We start from the raw sequence: 14,720 nt of genomic DNA on the forward strand, positions 1-14,720 counted from the left end.
TCTGCTGGACAGCCTTAGGCGGCCAGCTGGGCTTTGGCCTGGTTCGCGATAGCGGCAAACGCGGGCTTGTCAAAGACAGCCAGATCGGCCAGAACCTTGCGGTCCACTTCGATCGAAGCCTTCTTCAGACCATTCATGAAGCGGCTGTAGGTCAGACCCAGTTCGCGGGCAGCCGCGTTGATACGGGCGATCCACAGGGCGCGGAACTGACGCTTGCGTTGACGACGGTCGCGGTAGGCGTACTGTCCAGCCTTCATCACCGCCTGTTTGGCGATGCGATAGACGTTTTTGCGGCGGCCGCGGTAACCCTTGGCCTGATCGAGAACTTTCTTGTGGCGGGCGCGAGCCGTAACACCACGTTTTACGCGGGGCATAGTGTTCCTCCTGGGTTAAGCGTAGGGCAGCATCGCGCGGACTTGCGCGGTGTTGGATTCGTGCACGGTCAACATCCCGCGCAGCTGACGCTTAACCTTGGTGGTCTTCTTGGTCAGGATGTGGCGCTTGAACGCCTGGGAGCGCTTGATCGCTCCACTGGAGCGGACCTTGAAGCGCTTCTTGGCGCCGCTCTTGGTTTTCATCTTGGGCATGAAAATACTCCAACTCGTTTATTGATGAGACCGGGTGGCCGCTTGCGCAGCACTTGGTGACCCAGACCCACTTGTTTTCCGGGACAAGCCCGGGCATTCGCGGCCCGCCAGAGCAGGCAGCTGAATCAGTGCTTCTTCTTCTGGGGTCCCAGCACCATGATCATCTGGCGACCTTCCAGCTTCGGAAACTGTTCGACAACTCCAACCTCTTCAAGGTCAAGCTTCACCCGTTCAAGCTGGCGCATGCCGAATTCCTGGTGGGCCATTTCACGCCCCCGGAATCGCAGCGTCACCTTGACTTTGTCGCCTTCTTCAAGAAAGCGCTGCATGTTGCGAAGTTTGATCTTGTAGTCATTCTCGTCCGTCGCTGGACGCAGCTTGACTTCCTTGACCTGAACCTGCTTTTGCTTGAGCTTGGCTTCGTGCGCCTTCTTGGACTCCTGGTACTTGAACTTACCGTAGTCCATCAGGCGGCATGCGGGCGGCTTGGCCTGGGGAGCAATCTCTACCAGATCCAAACCTGCTTCCTCTGCCATGGCGAGCGCCTGTCGGATCGGAACAATCCCGATCTGCTCACCATCTTCGCCAGCCAAGCGCACCTCGGGAACCGTTATTTCCCCGTTGAGGCGCAGCGAATCCTTCTTTTCCTGAGCGATGGTCAGTTTCTCCTTGATGAGAAAAAATCAAGCCGTGCCACCGCGGGCTTCAACCTCTTTGCGCCAGCGCTCGACAAGTGCTTCGAGCGAAATCTGGCCGAGGTCCGAACCTCCCCGGGCGCGCACGGCCACCACACCGGCTGCCTTTTCCTTCTCACCGACAACCAGCTGATACGGTAGCTTTTGCAAGCTATGTTCGCGGATTTTATAGCTAATCTTCTCGCTGCGCAAATCCGCTTCGACCCGGAAGCCCGCCTTGACCAGCGCATCGGCGACACTCTGTGCATAGTCAGCCTGGTGCTCCGAAATGCTCATCACGACAGCCTGAACCGGCGCGAGCCACATCGGGAAGCTGCCTGAGAAGTTCTCGATCAGGATGCCGATGAAGCGCTCCAGAGAGCCGAGAATCGCGCGGTGCAACATGACCGGCCTCTTGCGCGTATTGTCCTCGGCGACGTATTCGGCATCGAGACGCTCGGGCAGCACGAAGTCGAGCTGCATCGTGCCGCACTGCCAGGAGCGCCCCAGCGCATCCTTGACGTGGTATTCGATCTTGGGGCCGTAGAAAGCCCCTTCGCCGGGCAGCTCTTCCCAGGTGTGACCGGAGGCGCGCAGCGCTTCGCGCAGACCTTCCTCGGCCTTGTCCCAGACCTCATCGGAACCGGCGCGCTTTTCGGGGCGCAGCGACAGCTTGACCGACACGGCGGTGAAGCCGAAATCGTCATAGACCGAGCGCAACAGCTCGTTGAACGAACGCACTTCGGACACGATCTGCTCTTCGGTACAGAAGATGTGCGCATCGTCCTGGACGAAGCCGCGCACGCGCATCAGGCCATGCAGCGCGCCCGAAGGCTCGTTGCGGTGACAGGATCCAAACTCGGCGAGGCGCAGCGGCAGATCGCGATAGGAACGCAGGCCGTGATTGAAGATCTGCACATGCCCGGGACAGTTCATCGGCTTGACCGCGTAGTCGCGCTTCTCCGACTCGGTCGTAAACATGTTCTCGCGGTAGTTTTCCCAGTGACCGGAACGCTCCCACAGCGAGCGATCCATCACCATCGGCGTGCGCACTTCGCGATAGCCGGCCGCGTCGAGCCGGTTGCGCATGTACTGCTCGATCCGCTGCCACAGCGTCCAACCCTTGGGGTGCCAGAACACCATACCCGGCGCTTCGTCCTGCAGGTGGAAAAGATCGAGAACCTTCGCGAGCTTGCGGTGATCGCGCTTCTCGGCCTCTTCGAGCATGTGCAGGTAAGCCTCGAGATCTTCCTTGCGCGCCCAGGCCGTGCCATAGATGCGCTGCAGCTGCTCGTTCTTCGCATCGCCGCGCCAGTAGGCGCCGGCGACCTTCATCAGCTTGAAGTGCTTGAGCTTGCCGGTCGAAGGGACGTGCGGGCCGCGGCACAGGTCGGCGAAATCGCCCTCCCTGTACAGCGAAACTTCCTGGTCCGCCGGAATGCTCGCAATCAGCTCGGCCTTGTACTTCTCGCCGATGGACAGGAAGAACTCGACCGCGTTGTCACGCCCCCAGGCTTCGCGCGTAATCACGAAATCCTTTTTGGCCAGCTCGGCCATCTTCTTCTCGATCAGTTCGAGATCTTCGGGCGTGAAGGCGCGCGAGTACGCAAAGTCGTAATAGAAGCCGTTCTCGATCGACGGCCCGATCGTGACCTGGGCCTCCGGAAAGAGCTGCTTGACCGCATAGGCGAGCAGGTGAGCCGTCGAGTGACGGATCATCTCGACACCATCGGCATCCTTGTCGGTGATGATCGCGAGCTCGCAGTCCGCTTCGATCCGGAACGAGGTATCAACGAGCTTGCCATCAACCCTGCCACCCAGCGCGGCCTTGGCGAGACCGGTTCCGATGCTCGCCGCCACCTCAGCCACGGTCAGCGGCTGGGCAAAGGAGCGAATGGATCCGTCAGGCAGTTTCACGTCAGGCATAGCAGTATCCCCGGAAAGCGTTTGGGCAAAAAAAAAGTGCGGCCGGAGCCGCACTTTTTCCTTTTGGAGCGAAGTCGAACTCGTTAACCGTCAATTCAAAATCGCGGTAGTAGTTCGAAAAACGAACACGATCACTTCACTCCCGAGTTGGTAGGCGCGATTGGACTCGAACCAACGACCCCCACCATGTCAAGGTGGTGCTCTAACCAGCTGAGCTACGCGCCTAAAGAAGTCACCATTATAGAGGAAATTTCGATCTTGTAAAGCTCTTTTTGAATTTAATTCATCAGAGCTTTTCCTCTACAGCCCCGCCCGAAAGCGCGACAAGCCGTGATTGTAACAGCACTTCGCGCTCTTTGCACCCCCCTTCGCTGACGCGCAGCCAGACGAGGGCCGTTTTCAGCGCCCCAGCCTCGCACTGCCTGAGGATCTGCCCGCTCAGCCCTGCGTTCCAGGCGAGCCAGGTCTGGACCGGGCCGGGCGCAGCAAGACTGCCTGCCCCCATCATCAGCACCATCTCGTCGCGGACATTCAAAGCCTCGCCGGAGGCGAGCGCGAGTTCGGCGGACAGATCGAGAACGCGCGCCGAGGATGCGAACAGCCCGGACGCCGGCAGCCCCGGATGGAGGAGCGCTCGCCGCCTCAGAATTGCGCACTCCCGGCCGCCGGCATTCCAGGCCACGGCAGGACGGGTGCTCAGACGTTCGAGAAGAAGCCCGAGCAGAGCCTCCTCATCGAACTCGGGGCTAACGAAGCTCTGCACCGCCGCGCTGCCTGCGGACAGATCGACCCAGCTCAGCGCGACGATCCTCAGCAGGTGAGCGGGCAGATCGTCGATGCCGGCCAGCGCGCGCTGGCGCTGGAGGGCGTAGTCGACGACATCGGCGTCGCTGAGCTGATCGTCGATGCGATAGATCCGACGCAGTGCCTCGACATCCGGAACGGCTTCGATCGCGAAGATGAAACGCTTCCCGCTCATGCTCAGCCCGGAAACACGCCGGTCGACAGGTAGCGGTCGCCCCGGTCGCAGACGATCGACACGATCACCGCGTTCTCGACCTCGGCCGCCACGCGCAGCGCAACGGCCATCGCGCCGCCCGACGAGATGCCGGCGAAAATGCCTTCCTCGCGCGCGAGCCGGCGCGTCATCTCTTCGGCGTCAGCCTGACTGACCGGCTCCACACGGTCGATCCGCGAAGCCTCATAGATCTTCGGCAGATATTCCTCGGGCCATTTGCGGATTCCGGGGATCTGCGCACCGTCGGCCGGCTGACAACCGACGATCTGAATCGCGGGATTGCGCTCCTTCAGATAGCGCGAATTGCCCATGATCGTACCGGTCGTTCCCATGCTGCTGACGAAGTGGGTGATCGTCCCGTCGGTCTGCTCCCAGATCTCCGGCCCCGTACCCTGATAGTGGGCCAGCGGGTTCGCCGCATTCGCGAACTGATCGAGGATCACTCCCCTGCCCTCGGCGCGCATCTGCTCGGCGATGTCGCGGGCCATCTCCATGCCGCCCTGACGGGGAACGAGAACCAGCTCAGCACCGTAGGCTTTCATCGTCTGCCGGCGCTCGACGGTCTGGTTCTCCGGCATCACCAGGATCATCTTGTAGCCGCGCATTGCGGCGACCATCGCCAGCGCGATGCCGGTATTGCCGCTGGTCGCTTCGATCAGCGTGTCGCCGGGGCGAATCTCGCCGCGGCGCTCGGCCTCGCGGATCATCGACAGCGCCGCCCTGTCCTTGACCGAGCCCGCCGGATTGCTGCCTTCGAGCTTGGCGAGAATCACGTTACTCCGCCCCGCCGTGATCCGCTTCAGGCGGACCAGCGGCGTGCGGCCCACCGTGTCTTCGAGCGTGGCGAATTCAATCTTTCCAGCCACCTCAAGCCCCCGCGCGTTCGTTCAGGATCTTCACGTACTTCGCAACGCCCTGCTCGACCGAGTTGAACTCGGCCGCGTAGCCGGCGCTGCGCAGCAGGCCGATATCGGCTTGCGTATAGCTCTGGTACTTGCCGCGCAGAGCATCCGGGAAGGGGATGTACTCGAGGATGCCCTCAGAGACCAGTTGTTCCAGACTCAGTGCCGGCTTGCCTTCGCTCGCGCGGCAGGCATTGAGCGTCGCGACCGCAACGTCGTTGAAGGTTTGGGCCCGCCCGGTGCCGAGATTGAAGATCCCGGACAGGCTCGGGTTTTCGAGGAAGTGCAGATTGACCGCAACGACATCGTCGACATGGACGAAATCGCGTTTCTGGCCGCCGTCCGGATAGCCGTCGATTCCCTCGAAAAGCTTGACCTTGCCGCTGGCGCGGTACTGGTTGAACAGGTGGAAGGAAACCGAGGCCATCTTGCCCTTGTGCTGCTCGTTCTGGCCGTAGACGTTGAAATAGCGGAAGCCCGCGATCTGCGAGGCCGCTTCGGGCAAAACACGCCGCACCGCCTGGTCGAACAGGTACTTCGAGTACGCATAGACGTTGAGCGGCGCTTCGTACTTCCGGTCTTCGACGAAGACCGGCCCCGCGCCATAGACCGAAGCCGACGACGCGTAGAGGAACTGCGCTTCCTGGTCGAGACAGAAGTTCATCACGTCCAGCGAATAGCGGTAGTTGTTCTCCATCATGTACTGGCCGTTGGACTCCATCGTGTCCGAACAGGCGCCCTGATGCAGGATCGCTTCAACTTCGCCGTCCAGATCCCCGTTGTGGATCATGTCGAGGAACTGGTTCTTGTCGAAGTAGTCGGCGATCTCACCATGGGCGAGGTTGCGAAACTTGTCGCCCTGGGTCAGATCGTCAACGGCCAGAATCTTGTCGATGCCGCGCGCATTGAGCCCGGCGATCAGGTTGGATCCAATAAAACCGGCAGCGCCGGTCACCACGTAATAGCGCGCCATCGCGAGCCTCCTTGTCAGTCTTGTCGCGAAATCTCGTCGAGCGTCACCGACGCCGTTCCCAGCTTGCCGACGACGATGCCGGCCGCATGGTTGGCCCAGCGCATCGCATCGACGACCGGCGAGCCCGCGGCGATCATCACCGCGAGCGTCGCGATCACGGTGTCTCCGGCGCCGGACACGTCATAGACCTCCCTCGCCCGTGTCCCTTCATGGACCGTCTCGTCGCGCCCGAACAGGCTCATTCCCTCTTCGGAGCGCGTCACGAGCAGCGCATCCAGATCCAGATCCTGCCTGAGCGCCTGCGCCTTGCGGGTCAGCTCGGTTTCGTCCTGCCAGGCTCCGGCGACCGCCTTGAACTCGGAGCGGTTCGGCGTCAGCAGGCTCGCGCCGCGGTAACGGCTGAAATCATCGCCCTTCGGATCCACGAGCACCGGCTTTCCGGCCGCACGCGCGAGGCGGATCATCTCGGTGACATGGGTCAGGCCCCCCTTGCCGTAGTCGGACAGGATCACCGCATCGGTGTCCGGCAGCCGCGCGGCGAACTCCTTGAGCGTCGCGGCCAGTGCTTCGTGGGTCGGACGGGTCTCGAAGTCGATCCGCAGCAGCTGCTGCTGACGGCCGATCACGCGCAGCTTGATCGTCGTCGCGAGGCTCGGGTCGACCTGCAGCGAAGTCTCGACACCATAGCCTTCGAGCAGCGCTTCGAGCGAGGCGGCGGGTTCGTCCGCGCCGACAACCGACAACAGCGTCGCCTTCGCGCCCAGGCTCGCGACGTTGCAGGCCACGTTCGCGGCGCCCCCCGGGCGCTCTTCGCTGCGCTCGACCTTGACGACCGGAACCGGCGCCTCGGGCGAGATCCTGTTCACTTCGCCGAACCAGTAGCGGTCCAGCATCACATCGCCGACGATCAGCACGCGGGCAGCGCGGGTGTCGGGCAGAGGGGGGAGATTCATCAGGGACGGCCTATCGGGAAATACTCGAGTCCGCTCGCACGCGGCAGAGCGGGGTCGTACAGATTGCGGCCGTCGAAGACGACCGGATTCTTCAACACGGTGCGGATCCGCTCGAAATCGGGGCTGCGGAATTCCTTCCACTCGGTCACGATAACCAGAGCATCGGCGCCCTCGAGCGCATCGTTCGGACTCGCCGCGTAGTCGAGGCGCGCTTCATCAGCGAAGATGCGACGCGCCTCGTTGCTCGCGACCGGGTCATAGGCGCAGACCGTCGCGCCGCGGCGGAACAGCTCGGCGATCACGACGCGGCTGGTCGCCTCGCGCATGTCGTCGGTGTTGGGCTTGAACGCGAGTCCCCACAGCGCGAAGCGCAGACCTTGCAGATCCTCGCCGAAGCGCTTGACGATCTTCTCGACCAGCACATGCTTCTGCGCGTCGTTCGCGTCCTCGACCGCCTGCAGAACCTTGAGCTTCTGGCCGGCCGCATCGGCGGTGCGGATCAGCGCCTTGACGTCTTTCGGGAAGCAGGAGCCGCCGTAGCCGCAACCGGCATAGAGGAAGTGATAGCCGATCCGCGGATCCGAGCCGATGCCCTGGCGGATCAGCTCGACGTCGGCGCCCAGCTTTTCGGCGAGCAGCGCCAGTTCGTTCATGAACGAGATCCGCGTCGCCAGCATCGCGTTCGCCGCATATTTGGTCAGCTCGGCGCTGCGCACATCCATGATCACGAGCTTGTCGTGATTGCGCTGGAAGGGTGCGTAGAGCGCCTTCATCAGGAAGATCGCCTGCTCGTCATCGGCACCGACGACGATGCGGTCGGGCTTCATGAAGTCCTCGACCGCCGCGCCTTCCTTGAGGAATTCAGGGTTCGAGACGACCGAGAAGTCAATCGTTACGCCGCGGCGGGCGAGCTCGTCCTTGATCGCGGCGCGCACCTTGTCGGCGGTACCGACCGGAACCGTGCTCTTGTCGATGACGACCTTGTAGTCGGTCATCAAGCGGCCGATGTTGCGCGCAGCAGCGAGCACATACTGCAGGTCGGCCGAGCCGTCCTCGTCGGGCGGCGTGCCGACTGCGATGAACTGGATAGTCCCGAAGCGCACCGCCTCCTCGACATCGGTTGTGAAGTGCAGGCGGCCGGCCGCGACGTTCTTCGCGACGACCCGGTCCAGCCCCGGTTCGTGGATCGGGATGCCGCCTTCCTTCAGGATGCGGATCTTCTCCGGATCGACATCCAGACAGAGGACGTCATTGCCCATTTCGGCCAGACAGGCCCCGGAAACCAGGCCGACATAGCCGGTTCCGACAACAGTGATTTTCACGATGGCTACTCCCTGTGTGACGCCTCAAGGCGTCAGGTCGAATTCCTCGGTGCGCCGCGGCGGATAGGTCTCCCAGCCGCCGCAGGCCGGACAGCGCCAGTAGAACTGGCGTGCCTTGAAACCGCATTCTTCGCAGCGGTATCTGGCGACCCGCCGCGTATGGTTGTGGATCAGGCCCTTGACCAGTTCGATCTCCTGCCTGCGCTCGATGTCAGCGGTCAGCAGCGCCGCTTCGAGCAGTTTGTCCAGGCCCAGAACGGTCGGATTGCGCCTGAGTTCCTCGCGAACCAGCTCGTAGGCGGCCTGCGCGCCTTCGCGCTCGAGTTCCCATTGGAACACTGCGTCGAGCAGGTCCAGCGAAGGGTAGCGCTCGAGGTAGGAGCGCAGCAGGGTCAGGCCCTGAGCCTGTTCGCCGAGGCGGCCGAAGCCTTCCATCAGCCTTTCGGCGACCTGAGCCAGATAGATCGGATTCTGCTGCTCGATCTTCTGCCAGGCGGCCAGCGCGCCGGCCACATCGCCCTGGACGAGCTTCACATCGCCCAGCAGGATGTTCGCCCGCACGCACTGGCGGTTGGTCTCGAGCGCCTGGATCAGCTGCGCCTCGGCTTCGTCCAGGTGCCCCAGGGCCAGCTCGCTGGCACCGATCTCGCAGTGGAAGTTCGCGATCTCCTTCAGAGTCACGACGCTTCCCGCGGTCGGCAGCAGCGACGCAACCTCGATCGCCTTGGCCCAGTCCTTTTCCTGCTGATAGATTTCGAGCAGCTGTTTGAGCGCGAACTCGCGCAGACCGGTCTCCTTGAGCGCGACGAAGGCCGCCTCGGCGCGGTCGAGCAGGCCCGCCTTCAGATAGTCCTGACCCAGCTCGGAGAGCGCATTGGCTCTCTGCTCGGCCGACAAGTCGTCGCGGTCGACCAGGGTCTGATGCATCCGGATCGCTCGATCGAGCTCACCGCGGCGGCGAAAAAGACTGCCCAGCGCGAAGTGCAGCTCGACCGTCTGCGGATCGATACGCGCCGCTTCGAGGAAGGAATCGATCGCCTTGTCGGGTTCCTCGTTGAGCAGAAAGTTCAGACCAGAAAGATAGGATCGCGGCAGCGCGCGTGACTCACGCACCAGATGCCGGATATCGATACGCGCCGTGATCCAGCCGAGCCCGAAGGCGAGCGGGAGAACGATCAACCACCAGAGTTCAAATTCCATAAAGATCAGAGAGTACGGGGATAGTCGACCGGGCGCGGGGCCTCGTGGGGAAGGGATGAGACGCGAACCGACTCGCGCAGGCGGGCGATTTCACGCCTCTGCGTCAGCAGGGTCATCACCGCAGCCGTCACGCCGAGCAGTACTCCCGCAGCAAAGGCGGCCAGTACGACGACGATCAGCGGCACACGCCATTCGGTCTCGAAGAAAAAACGCAGGGAAACGAGCGCATCGTTCTTCAGTGCAAAGCCGAGAAGCACGAAGAACACCAGAGCGCGCAGGAGCCAGATTAGGATTCGCATCGGCGAATTATCCCGCACCGGCGCAAAAAAGAAAGGCGGCAAGCGCCGCCTCTCTCCGAATGAAGGAACTGCCGCCTCATTCCAGGCTATCAACCCGCTCGCGCAACTCCTTGCCGGCCTTGAAGTGGGGAACGTACTTTTCGGGCACGAGCACCTTGTCTCCGGACTTGGGGTTGCGACCCGTGCGTGGAGGCCGGTAGTTCAGCGCAAAGCTGCCAAACCCCCGGATCTCGATGCGGTCGCCTCGCGACAGAGCCGAGGTCATCGCATCGAGAACCATCTTCACGGCGTAGTCGGCATCCTTCACGCCCAGCTGCGGAAAACGCTCCGCCAAGCGGGCAATAAGCTCCGACTTCGTCATGACCTGCACGGTTTATTGCGGGTTGTTGAGTTTGGCCTTCAGCAGCGCACCGAGGTTGGTGGTACCGCTGGCCGCATTCTCATTCGCGAACTTCGCCATCGCTTCGTGCTGTTCGACCTGATCCTTGGCCTTGATGGACAGGTTGATCGAGCGGGTCTTGCGATCGAGGTTGACGATCAGAGCTTCGACGGCATCGCCGACCTTCAGCAGCTGCGACAGGTCTTCAACGCGATCACGCGAGAATTCCGACGCACGCAGATAGGCTTCGATATCGTCGTTCAGCGCAACGACCGCACCGCGGGCATCCACCGACTTGACCGTGCCGTTCACCATGCTGTTCTTGTCATGGGTCGCGATGAAGTTCGTGAAGGGGTCGCCTTCGAGCTGCTTGATACCCAGCGAGATGCGTTCCTTCTCGACGTCGATCGACAGCACGACGGCTTCAACTTCGTCGCCCTTCTTGAAGTTGCGGATCGCTTCTTCGCCCGGCAGGGACCAGGACAGGTCGGACAGGTGCACGAGACCGTCGATGCCACCGGCCAGGCCGATGAACACACCGAAGTCGGTGATCGACTTGATCGCGCCCTTGACGCGATCGCCCTTCTTCGCGTTCTGGCTGAAATCGTCCCACGGATTCGCCTGGCATTGCTTCATGCCCAGCGAGATGCGGCGGCGGTCTTCGTCGATCTCGAGAATCATCACTTCGACTTCGTCGCCCAGCTGGACAACCTTGGTCGGGTGGATGTTCTTGTTGGTCCAGTCCATTTCGGACACGTGAACCAGACCTTCGATGCCTTGCTCGACTTCAACGAACGCGCCGTAGTCGGTGATGTTCGTAACCTTGCCGAACAGGCGGGTGCCCGACGGGTAACGGCGGGAGATGCCCACCCACGGATCTTCGCCCAGCTGCTTCAGGCCCAGAGAAACGCGGTTCTTCTCGGCGTCGAACTTGAGGACCTTGGCGGTGACTTCGTCGCCGACCTGAACGACTTCGGTCGGGTGACGGACACGGCGCCAGGCCAGGTCGGTGATGTGCAGCAGGCCATCGATGCCGCCCAGGTCGACGAACGCACCGTAGTCGGTGATGTTCTTGACGATACCCTTGACGACAGTGCCTTCCTGCAGAGTGGACAGCAGCTTTTCGCGCTCTTCACCCATCGAGGCTTCGAGCACGGCGCGGCGCGACACAACGACGTTGTTGCGCTTGCGGTCGAGCTTGATGACCTTGAATTCGAATTCCTTGCCTTCGAACGGCGTGGTGTCCTTGACCGGACGCATGTCGACCAGCGAACCGGGCAGGAATGCGCGGATGCCGTTGGTCATGACGGTCAGACCGCCCTTGACCTTGCCGGTCACGACGCCCTTGACCAGGTCGCCGTCGTTCAGAGCGGCTTCCAGGTGGTTCCACGCAGCGATGCGCTTGGCCTTGTCGCGCGACAGGCGGGTTTCGCCGAAGCCGTCTTCGAGGGCTTCGATCGCAACCTGGACGTAGTCGCCCGGTTGCACTTCAACTTCACCGCGATCATTGCGGAATTCGTCGATCGCGACATAGCTCTCGGACTTGAGGCCAGCGTTGACGACGACGAAGTTTTGATCCATGCGCACGACTTCAGCGGTGATGACTTCACCGATGCGCATTTCCTGACGGCCAAGGCTCTCTTCGAAGAGGGCTGCGAAGCTTTCCTGGGCGGGAACGGAGTTGGACATATGGATAGAAAGGAACCTGTTTTGCCGTCTTGCGACGGCGGGTAAAAGGAAAAACACTCCGGTTCGCCCTCCCCTCGGGGGTGGAACGACCGGAACCAGTAGGCCTGACGCGTCAGCAAATGCCTCGCTGCCGCGCGTGCCGAAGCACGAACGCCACCGCCTCGGCTATCGAGATCAGCGTCGTATCGAGCAAAATCGCATCTTCGCAGGGTTTGAGCGGAGCCACCGCGCGCATCGCATCGCGCGCGTCGCGCTCGCGCAGTTCCTGCACAAGACTATCAAGGCTAGCAGGCAAACCCTTTTCAATCAACTGCTTATAGCGCCGATCCGCCCGCGCTTCGGCGCTGGCTGTCAGAAAAATCTTCAAAGGCGCGTCGGGAAAGACCACCGAACCCATATCGCGGCCGTCGCCGACCAGGCCGGGACTCTGCCGAAAAGCGCGCAACCGCGCCATCAGCGCGGCGCGCACCGCGGGCAGAACCGCAATCTTGGACGCCGCGTTGCCGGTCGTCTCGCGGCGCACATCGAGGCTCACATCCGCGCCGTCGAGACGGATCGTTTCTCCATCGAACTTCACGTCCAGAGCGGGCGCCAGCGCCGCGAGCGCCTCTTCGTCGTCGAGCGCGAAACCGCGCTGCAGGCCCGCCAGAGCGAGGATGCGGTAGATCGCCCCCGAGTCGAGGTAGTGCCAGCCGAGCTCGGCGGCGATTCGCGCCGCGACCGAGCCCTTGCCCGACGCGGTCGGGCCATCGATCGCAATGACCGGAGCGTTCATTCCTTGTCCTTCCAGTTCCACCACTTGAGCAATTCGGGGTCGTGCTCCTCGTGCTGCGCGAAATAGACCGCGCAGCGGAACACATAGAGCACACAGCGATCCTGATGCGCGCCGGTGAGCCGGCAAAGCCGCGCGTAGAGCGCCTCGGGATCGGCGTCGGCCAGATCCGCGACGCGCCGCAGTCCCAGCGCATAGAGATCGGCCGCCATCGCCGGCCCGACGCCAGGGATGGTCGTCAGATCCTTGGCGACCTCCCGCGGCACAGGGCTCATTTACATCACTTCCAACGTCGCGATGCCGAGCAGACCCAGGCCGGTCTTCAGCGTGCTCGCGGTCAGACGACACAGCTGCAGGCGGCTCGCGCGCACCGCGCCTTCGCTCTTCAGAACCGGGCAGTTCTCATAGAAGCGGCTGAACACGACCGCAAGGTCGAACAGATAGGAGCACAGATGGTGCGGCGCGGATTCACGGGCGACCAGGTTCAGCGCGTCGGCGAAGCGGGCCAGGGTCAGCGCCAGAGCGTGCTCGGGCGCTTCGCTGATCTGCACCGGCGCATCGGCCGGCACGGCCTCGCCCGAATCGCGCAGCACCTTGGCGCTGCGCGTGTAGGCGTACTGAAGATAGGGGGCGGTGTTGCCGTCGAAAGCCAGCATCGAGGTCCACGAGAACACATAGTCGCTGATGCGGTTCTTCGACAGATCCGAATACTTGACCGCGCCGACGCCGACCGCCTCGGCGATCTCGCGCCGCTGCGCTTCCTCGAGATCCGGGTTCTTCTCCGAGACCAGCGCATGGGCGCGCTCGACCGCTTCGTCGAGCAGCTCGGCGAGCTTGACGGTGCCGCCGGTGCGGGTCTTGAAGGGCTTGTTGTCCTCGCCCAGCATCACGCCGAAGCCGACGTGTTCGAGCTGCAGCCCGGGCGACGCGTAGCCGGCCTTGCGCGCGAGCGTGAAGAGCTGCTGGAAGTGCAGGCCCTGGCGCGCATCGACGACGTAGAGCACGCGGTCGGCGTGCAGCACGTCGGCGCGGTAGCGCACCGCGGCGAGGTCGGTCGTCGCATACAGATAGCCGCCGTCGTGCTTCTGCACGATGTAGGCCTGGGGCTCGCCTTCCTTGTTCCTGAACTCGTCGAGGAAGACGACCTGGGCGCCTTCGCTCTCGACCGCGAGGCCTTTCGCCTGCAGATCCGCGACGATGCCGGGCAGCGCGTCGTTGTAGGCGCTCTCGCCGCGCAGATCGGCCCGGGTCAGGCCGACGCCGAGCTTCTTGTAGACCGCTTCGCAGTGGTGCATCGAGATTTCGAGGAAGCGGCGCCACAGCGCATTGACCTTCTCGTCCCCGCCCTGCAGCCTGACGACGTACTCGCGCGCGGTGTCGGCGAAGGCCGGATCCTCGTCCATCCTCTTCTTCGCGCGGCGGTAGAAGTCTTCGAGGTTGCTCAGTTCGATATGGCTGTTGGCCTGCTCCTCCTCGACCAGGAAGGCAGTCAGCATCCCGAACTGGGTTCCCCAGTCGCCGATGTGGTTCTGCGCGATCACTTCGTGACCGAGGAAACGCAGCACGCGGGCCAGCGCGTCGCCGATGATCGTCGAGCGCAGGTGGCCAACGTGCATCTCCTTGGCGAGGTTGGGCGCCGAATAGTCGACAACGACGCGCTGCGCGGCCGGGTGCGGCACAGCCAGATCGTCTTGCCCCAGCGCCGCTTCGACGCGGGAAGCGAGGAAGGCCTGATCCAGCGTGATGTTGATGAAGCCGGGACCCGCCACTTCGATCTTGCTCGCGATGCCGGCCAGATCGAGCTGGGCGATGACCTGGGCCGCCAGCTCGCGCGGATTCATCCGGCGCGCCTTCGCGGCCCCCATCACACCGTTGGCCTGATAGTCACCAAATTCGGGACGGGCGGCGGGCTGGATCACGGCCGGCGCGTTTTCGCAGCCGACCGCGGCCAGGGCCGCGCTGACGCGGGAATCGAGAAGCTGAAGCAAAGTCTGTTGAGTCATGGCTGATTTAACTTTTTTCAAAA

At 62.9% G+C, this 14,720-nt stretch carries 16 protein-coding genes and 1 tRNA gene; all 17 read right to left on the bottom strand.

Annotation, left to right across the window (positions count from 1 at the left end; all coding sequences use genetic code 11):
• Nucleotides 1-14: 14 nt before the first annotated feature.
• Nucleotides 15-374, bottom strand: coding sequence for a 50S ribosomal protein L20 (rplT, locus tag ACHFB9_RS12925; protein ID WP_417067654.1), 360 nt, complete (start codon nucleotides 372-374; stop codon nucleotides 15-17).
• Between the two features lie 15 nt (nucleotides 375-389).
• A complete protein-coding gene (gene rpmI, locus ACHFB9_RS12930; RefSeq protein ID WP_417067655.1) occupies nucleotides 390-587 on the bottom strand; it encodes a 50S ribosomal protein L35 in 198 nt (65 codons plus the stop codon).
• 125 nt (nucleotides 588-712) lie between these two features.
• A complete protein-coding gene (gene infC, locus ACHFB9_RS12935) occupies nucleotides 713-1,243 on the bottom strand; it encodes a translation initiation factor IF-3 (protein WP_417071380.1) in 531 nt (176 codons plus the stop codon).
• A 27-nt stretch (nucleotides 1,244-1,270) separates the two neighbouring features.
• Nucleotides 1,271-3,187 (bottom strand): threonine--tRNA ligase, encoded by a 1,917-nt coding sequence (gene thrS / locus ACHFB9_RS12940; RefSeq protein WP_417067656.1) that lies wholly within the window; start codon nucleotides 3,185-3,187, stop codon nucleotides 1,271-1,273.
• 148 nt (nucleotides 3,188-3,335) lie between these two features.
• Nucleotides 3,336-3,412: transfer RNA gene (locus ACHFB9_RS12945), tRNA-Val, on the bottom strand.
• A gap of 61 nt (nucleotides 3,413-3,473) precedes the next feature.
• The gene (locus ACHFB9_RS12950) at nucleotides 3,474-4,166 is read right to left on the bottom strand and encodes a hypothetical protein (protein ID WP_417067657.1); all 693 of its coding nucleotides are present in this window, start codon (nucleotides 4,164-4,166) and stop codon (nucleotides 3,474-3,476) included.
• A gap of 2 nt (nucleotides 4,167-4,168) precedes the next feature.
• Entirely contained in the window at nucleotides 4,169-5,059 is an 891-nt protein-coding gene (gene cysM / locus ACHFB9_RS12955; protein WP_417071382.1) for a cysteine synthase CysM, read from the bottom strand.
• 13 nt (nucleotides 5,060-5,072) lie between these two features.
• A complete protein-coding gene (gene rfaD / locus ACHFB9_RS12960) occupies nucleotides 5,073-6,080 on the bottom strand; it encodes an ADP-glyceromanno-heptose 6-epimerase (protein WP_417067658.1) in 1,008 nt (335 codons plus the stop codon).
• Nucleotides 6,081-6,094: 14 nt separating this feature from the next.
• Nucleotides 6,095-7,033, bottom strand: a complete 939-nt coding sequence (gene rfaE1, locus ACHFB9_RS12965) for a D-glycero-beta-D-manno-heptose-7-phosphate kinase (protein ID WP_417067660.1) — start codon at nucleotides 7,031-7,033, stop codon at nucleotides 6,095-6,097.
• Complete coding sequence (locus ACHFB9_RS12970; RefSeq protein ID WP_417067662.1) at nucleotides 7,033-8,355, bottom strand: UDP-glucose dehydrogenase family protein; 1,323 nt, start codon at nucleotides 8,353-8,355, stop codon at nucleotides 7,033-7,035. Before ACHFB9_RS12970 ends, rfaE1 begins: the two co-directional genes overlap by 1 nt.
• A gap of 24 nt (nucleotides 8,356-8,379) precedes the next feature.
• Nucleotides 8,380-9,555, bottom strand: coding sequence for a lipopolysaccharide assembly protein LapB (gene lapB, locus ACHFB9_RS12975; RefSeq protein ID WP_417067663.1), 1,176 nt, complete (start codon nucleotides 9,553-9,555; stop codon nucleotides 8,380-8,382).
• A 5-nt stretch (nucleotides 9,556-9,560) separates the two neighbouring features.
• On the bottom strand, nucleotides 9,561-9,854 hold the full coding sequence (locus tag ACHFB9_RS12980; protein ID WP_417067665.1) for a LapA family protein: 294 nt from the start codon (nucleotides 9,852-9,854) through the stop codon (nucleotides 9,561-9,563).
• A gap of 76 nt (nucleotides 9,855-9,930) precedes the next feature.
• A complete protein-coding gene (locus tag ACHFB9_RS12985; protein WP_417067666.1) occupies nucleotides 9,931-10,215 on the bottom strand; it encodes an integration host factor subunit beta in 285 nt (94 codons plus the stop codon).
• Between the two features lie 12 nt (nucleotides 10,216-10,227).
• On the bottom strand, nucleotides 10,228-11,922 hold the full coding sequence (gene rpsA, locus ACHFB9_RS12990) for a 30S ribosomal protein S1 (RefSeq protein WP_417067667.1): 1,695 nt from the start codon (nucleotides 11,920-11,922) through the stop codon (nucleotides 10,228-10,230).
• A gap of 112 nt (nucleotides 11,923-12,034) precedes the next feature.
• A complete protein-coding gene (gene cmk / locus ACHFB9_RS12995) occupies nucleotides 12,035-12,697 on the bottom strand; it encodes a (d)CMP kinase (protein WP_417067669.1) in 663 nt (220 codons plus the stop codon).
• On the bottom strand, nucleotides 12,694-12,969 hold the full coding sequence (locus ACHFB9_RS13000) for a helix-hairpin-helix domain-containing protein (protein WP_417067670.1): 276 nt from the start codon (nucleotides 12,967-12,969) through the stop codon (nucleotides 12,694-12,696). Before ACHFB9_RS13000 ends, cmk begins: the two co-directional genes overlap by 4 nt.
• Complete coding sequence (gene argS, locus ACHFB9_RS13005) at nucleotides 12,970-14,697, bottom strand: arginine--tRNA ligase (protein ID WP_417067671.1); 1,728 nt, start codon at nucleotides 14,695-14,697, stop codon at nucleotides 12,970-12,972.
• Nucleotides 14,698-14,720 lie beyond the last annotated feature (23 nt).

The sequence above is a fragment of the Niveibacterium terrae genome, assembly GCF_048213115.1.
GTDB classification, from domain to species: Bacteria; Pseudomonadota; Gammaproteobacteria; order Burkholderiales; family Rhodocyclaceae; genus Niveibacterium; species Niveibacterium terrae.

Bases quoted from the DNA above. Each gene is read 5' to 3' on its own strand.
- rplT (WP_417067654.1), bottom strand. From the start codon at position 374: ATGCCCCGCGTAAAACGTGGTGTTACGGCTCGCGCCCGCCACAAGAAA.
- rpmI (WP_417067655.1), bottom strand. From the start codon at position 587: ATGCCCAAGATGAAAACCAAGAGCGGCGCCAAGAAGCGCTTCAAGGTC.
- thrS (WP_417067656.1), bottom strand. From the start codon at position 3,187: ATGCCTGACGTGAAACTGCCTGACGGATCCATTCGCTCCTTTGCCCAG.
- ACHFB9_RS12950 (WP_417067657.1), bottom strand. From the start codon at position 4,166: ATGAGCGGGAAGCGTTTCATCTTCGCGATCGAAGCCGTTCCGGATGTC.
- rfaD (WP_417067658.1), bottom strand. From the start codon at position 6,080: ATGGCGCGCTATTACGTGGTGACCGGCGCTGCCGGTTTTATTGGATCC.
- rfaE1 (WP_417067660.1), bottom strand. From the start codon at position 7,033: ATGAATCTCCCCCCTCTGCCCGACACCCGCGCTGCCCGCGTGCTGATC.
- lapB (WP_417067663.1), bottom strand. From the start codon at position 9,555: ATGGAATTTGAACTCTGGTGGTTGATCGTTCTCCCGCTCGCCTTCGGG.
- ACHFB9_RS12980 (WP_417067665.1), bottom strand. From the start codon at position 9,854: ATGCGAATCCTAATCTGGCTCCTGCGCGCTCTGGTGTTCTTCGTGCTT.
- ACHFB9_RS12985 (WP_417067666.1), bottom strand. From the start codon at position 10,215: ATGACGAAGTCGGAGCTTATTGCCCGCTTGGCGGAGCGTTTTCCGCAG.
- rpsA (WP_417067667.1), bottom strand. From the start codon at position 11,922: ATGTCCAACTCCGTTCCCGCCCAGGAAAGCTTCGCAGCCCTCTTCGAA.
- cmk (WP_417067669.1), bottom strand. From the start codon at position 12,697: ATGAACGCTCCGGTCATTGCGATCGATGGCCCGACCGCGTCGGGCAAG.
- ACHFB9_RS13000 (WP_417067670.1), bottom strand. From the start codon at position 12,969: ATGAGCCCTGTGCCGCGGGAGGTCGCCAAGGATCTGACGACCATCCCT.
- argS (WP_417067671.1), bottom strand. From the start codon at position 14,697: ATGACTCAACAGACTTTGCTTCAGCTTCTCGATTCCCGCGTCAGCGCG.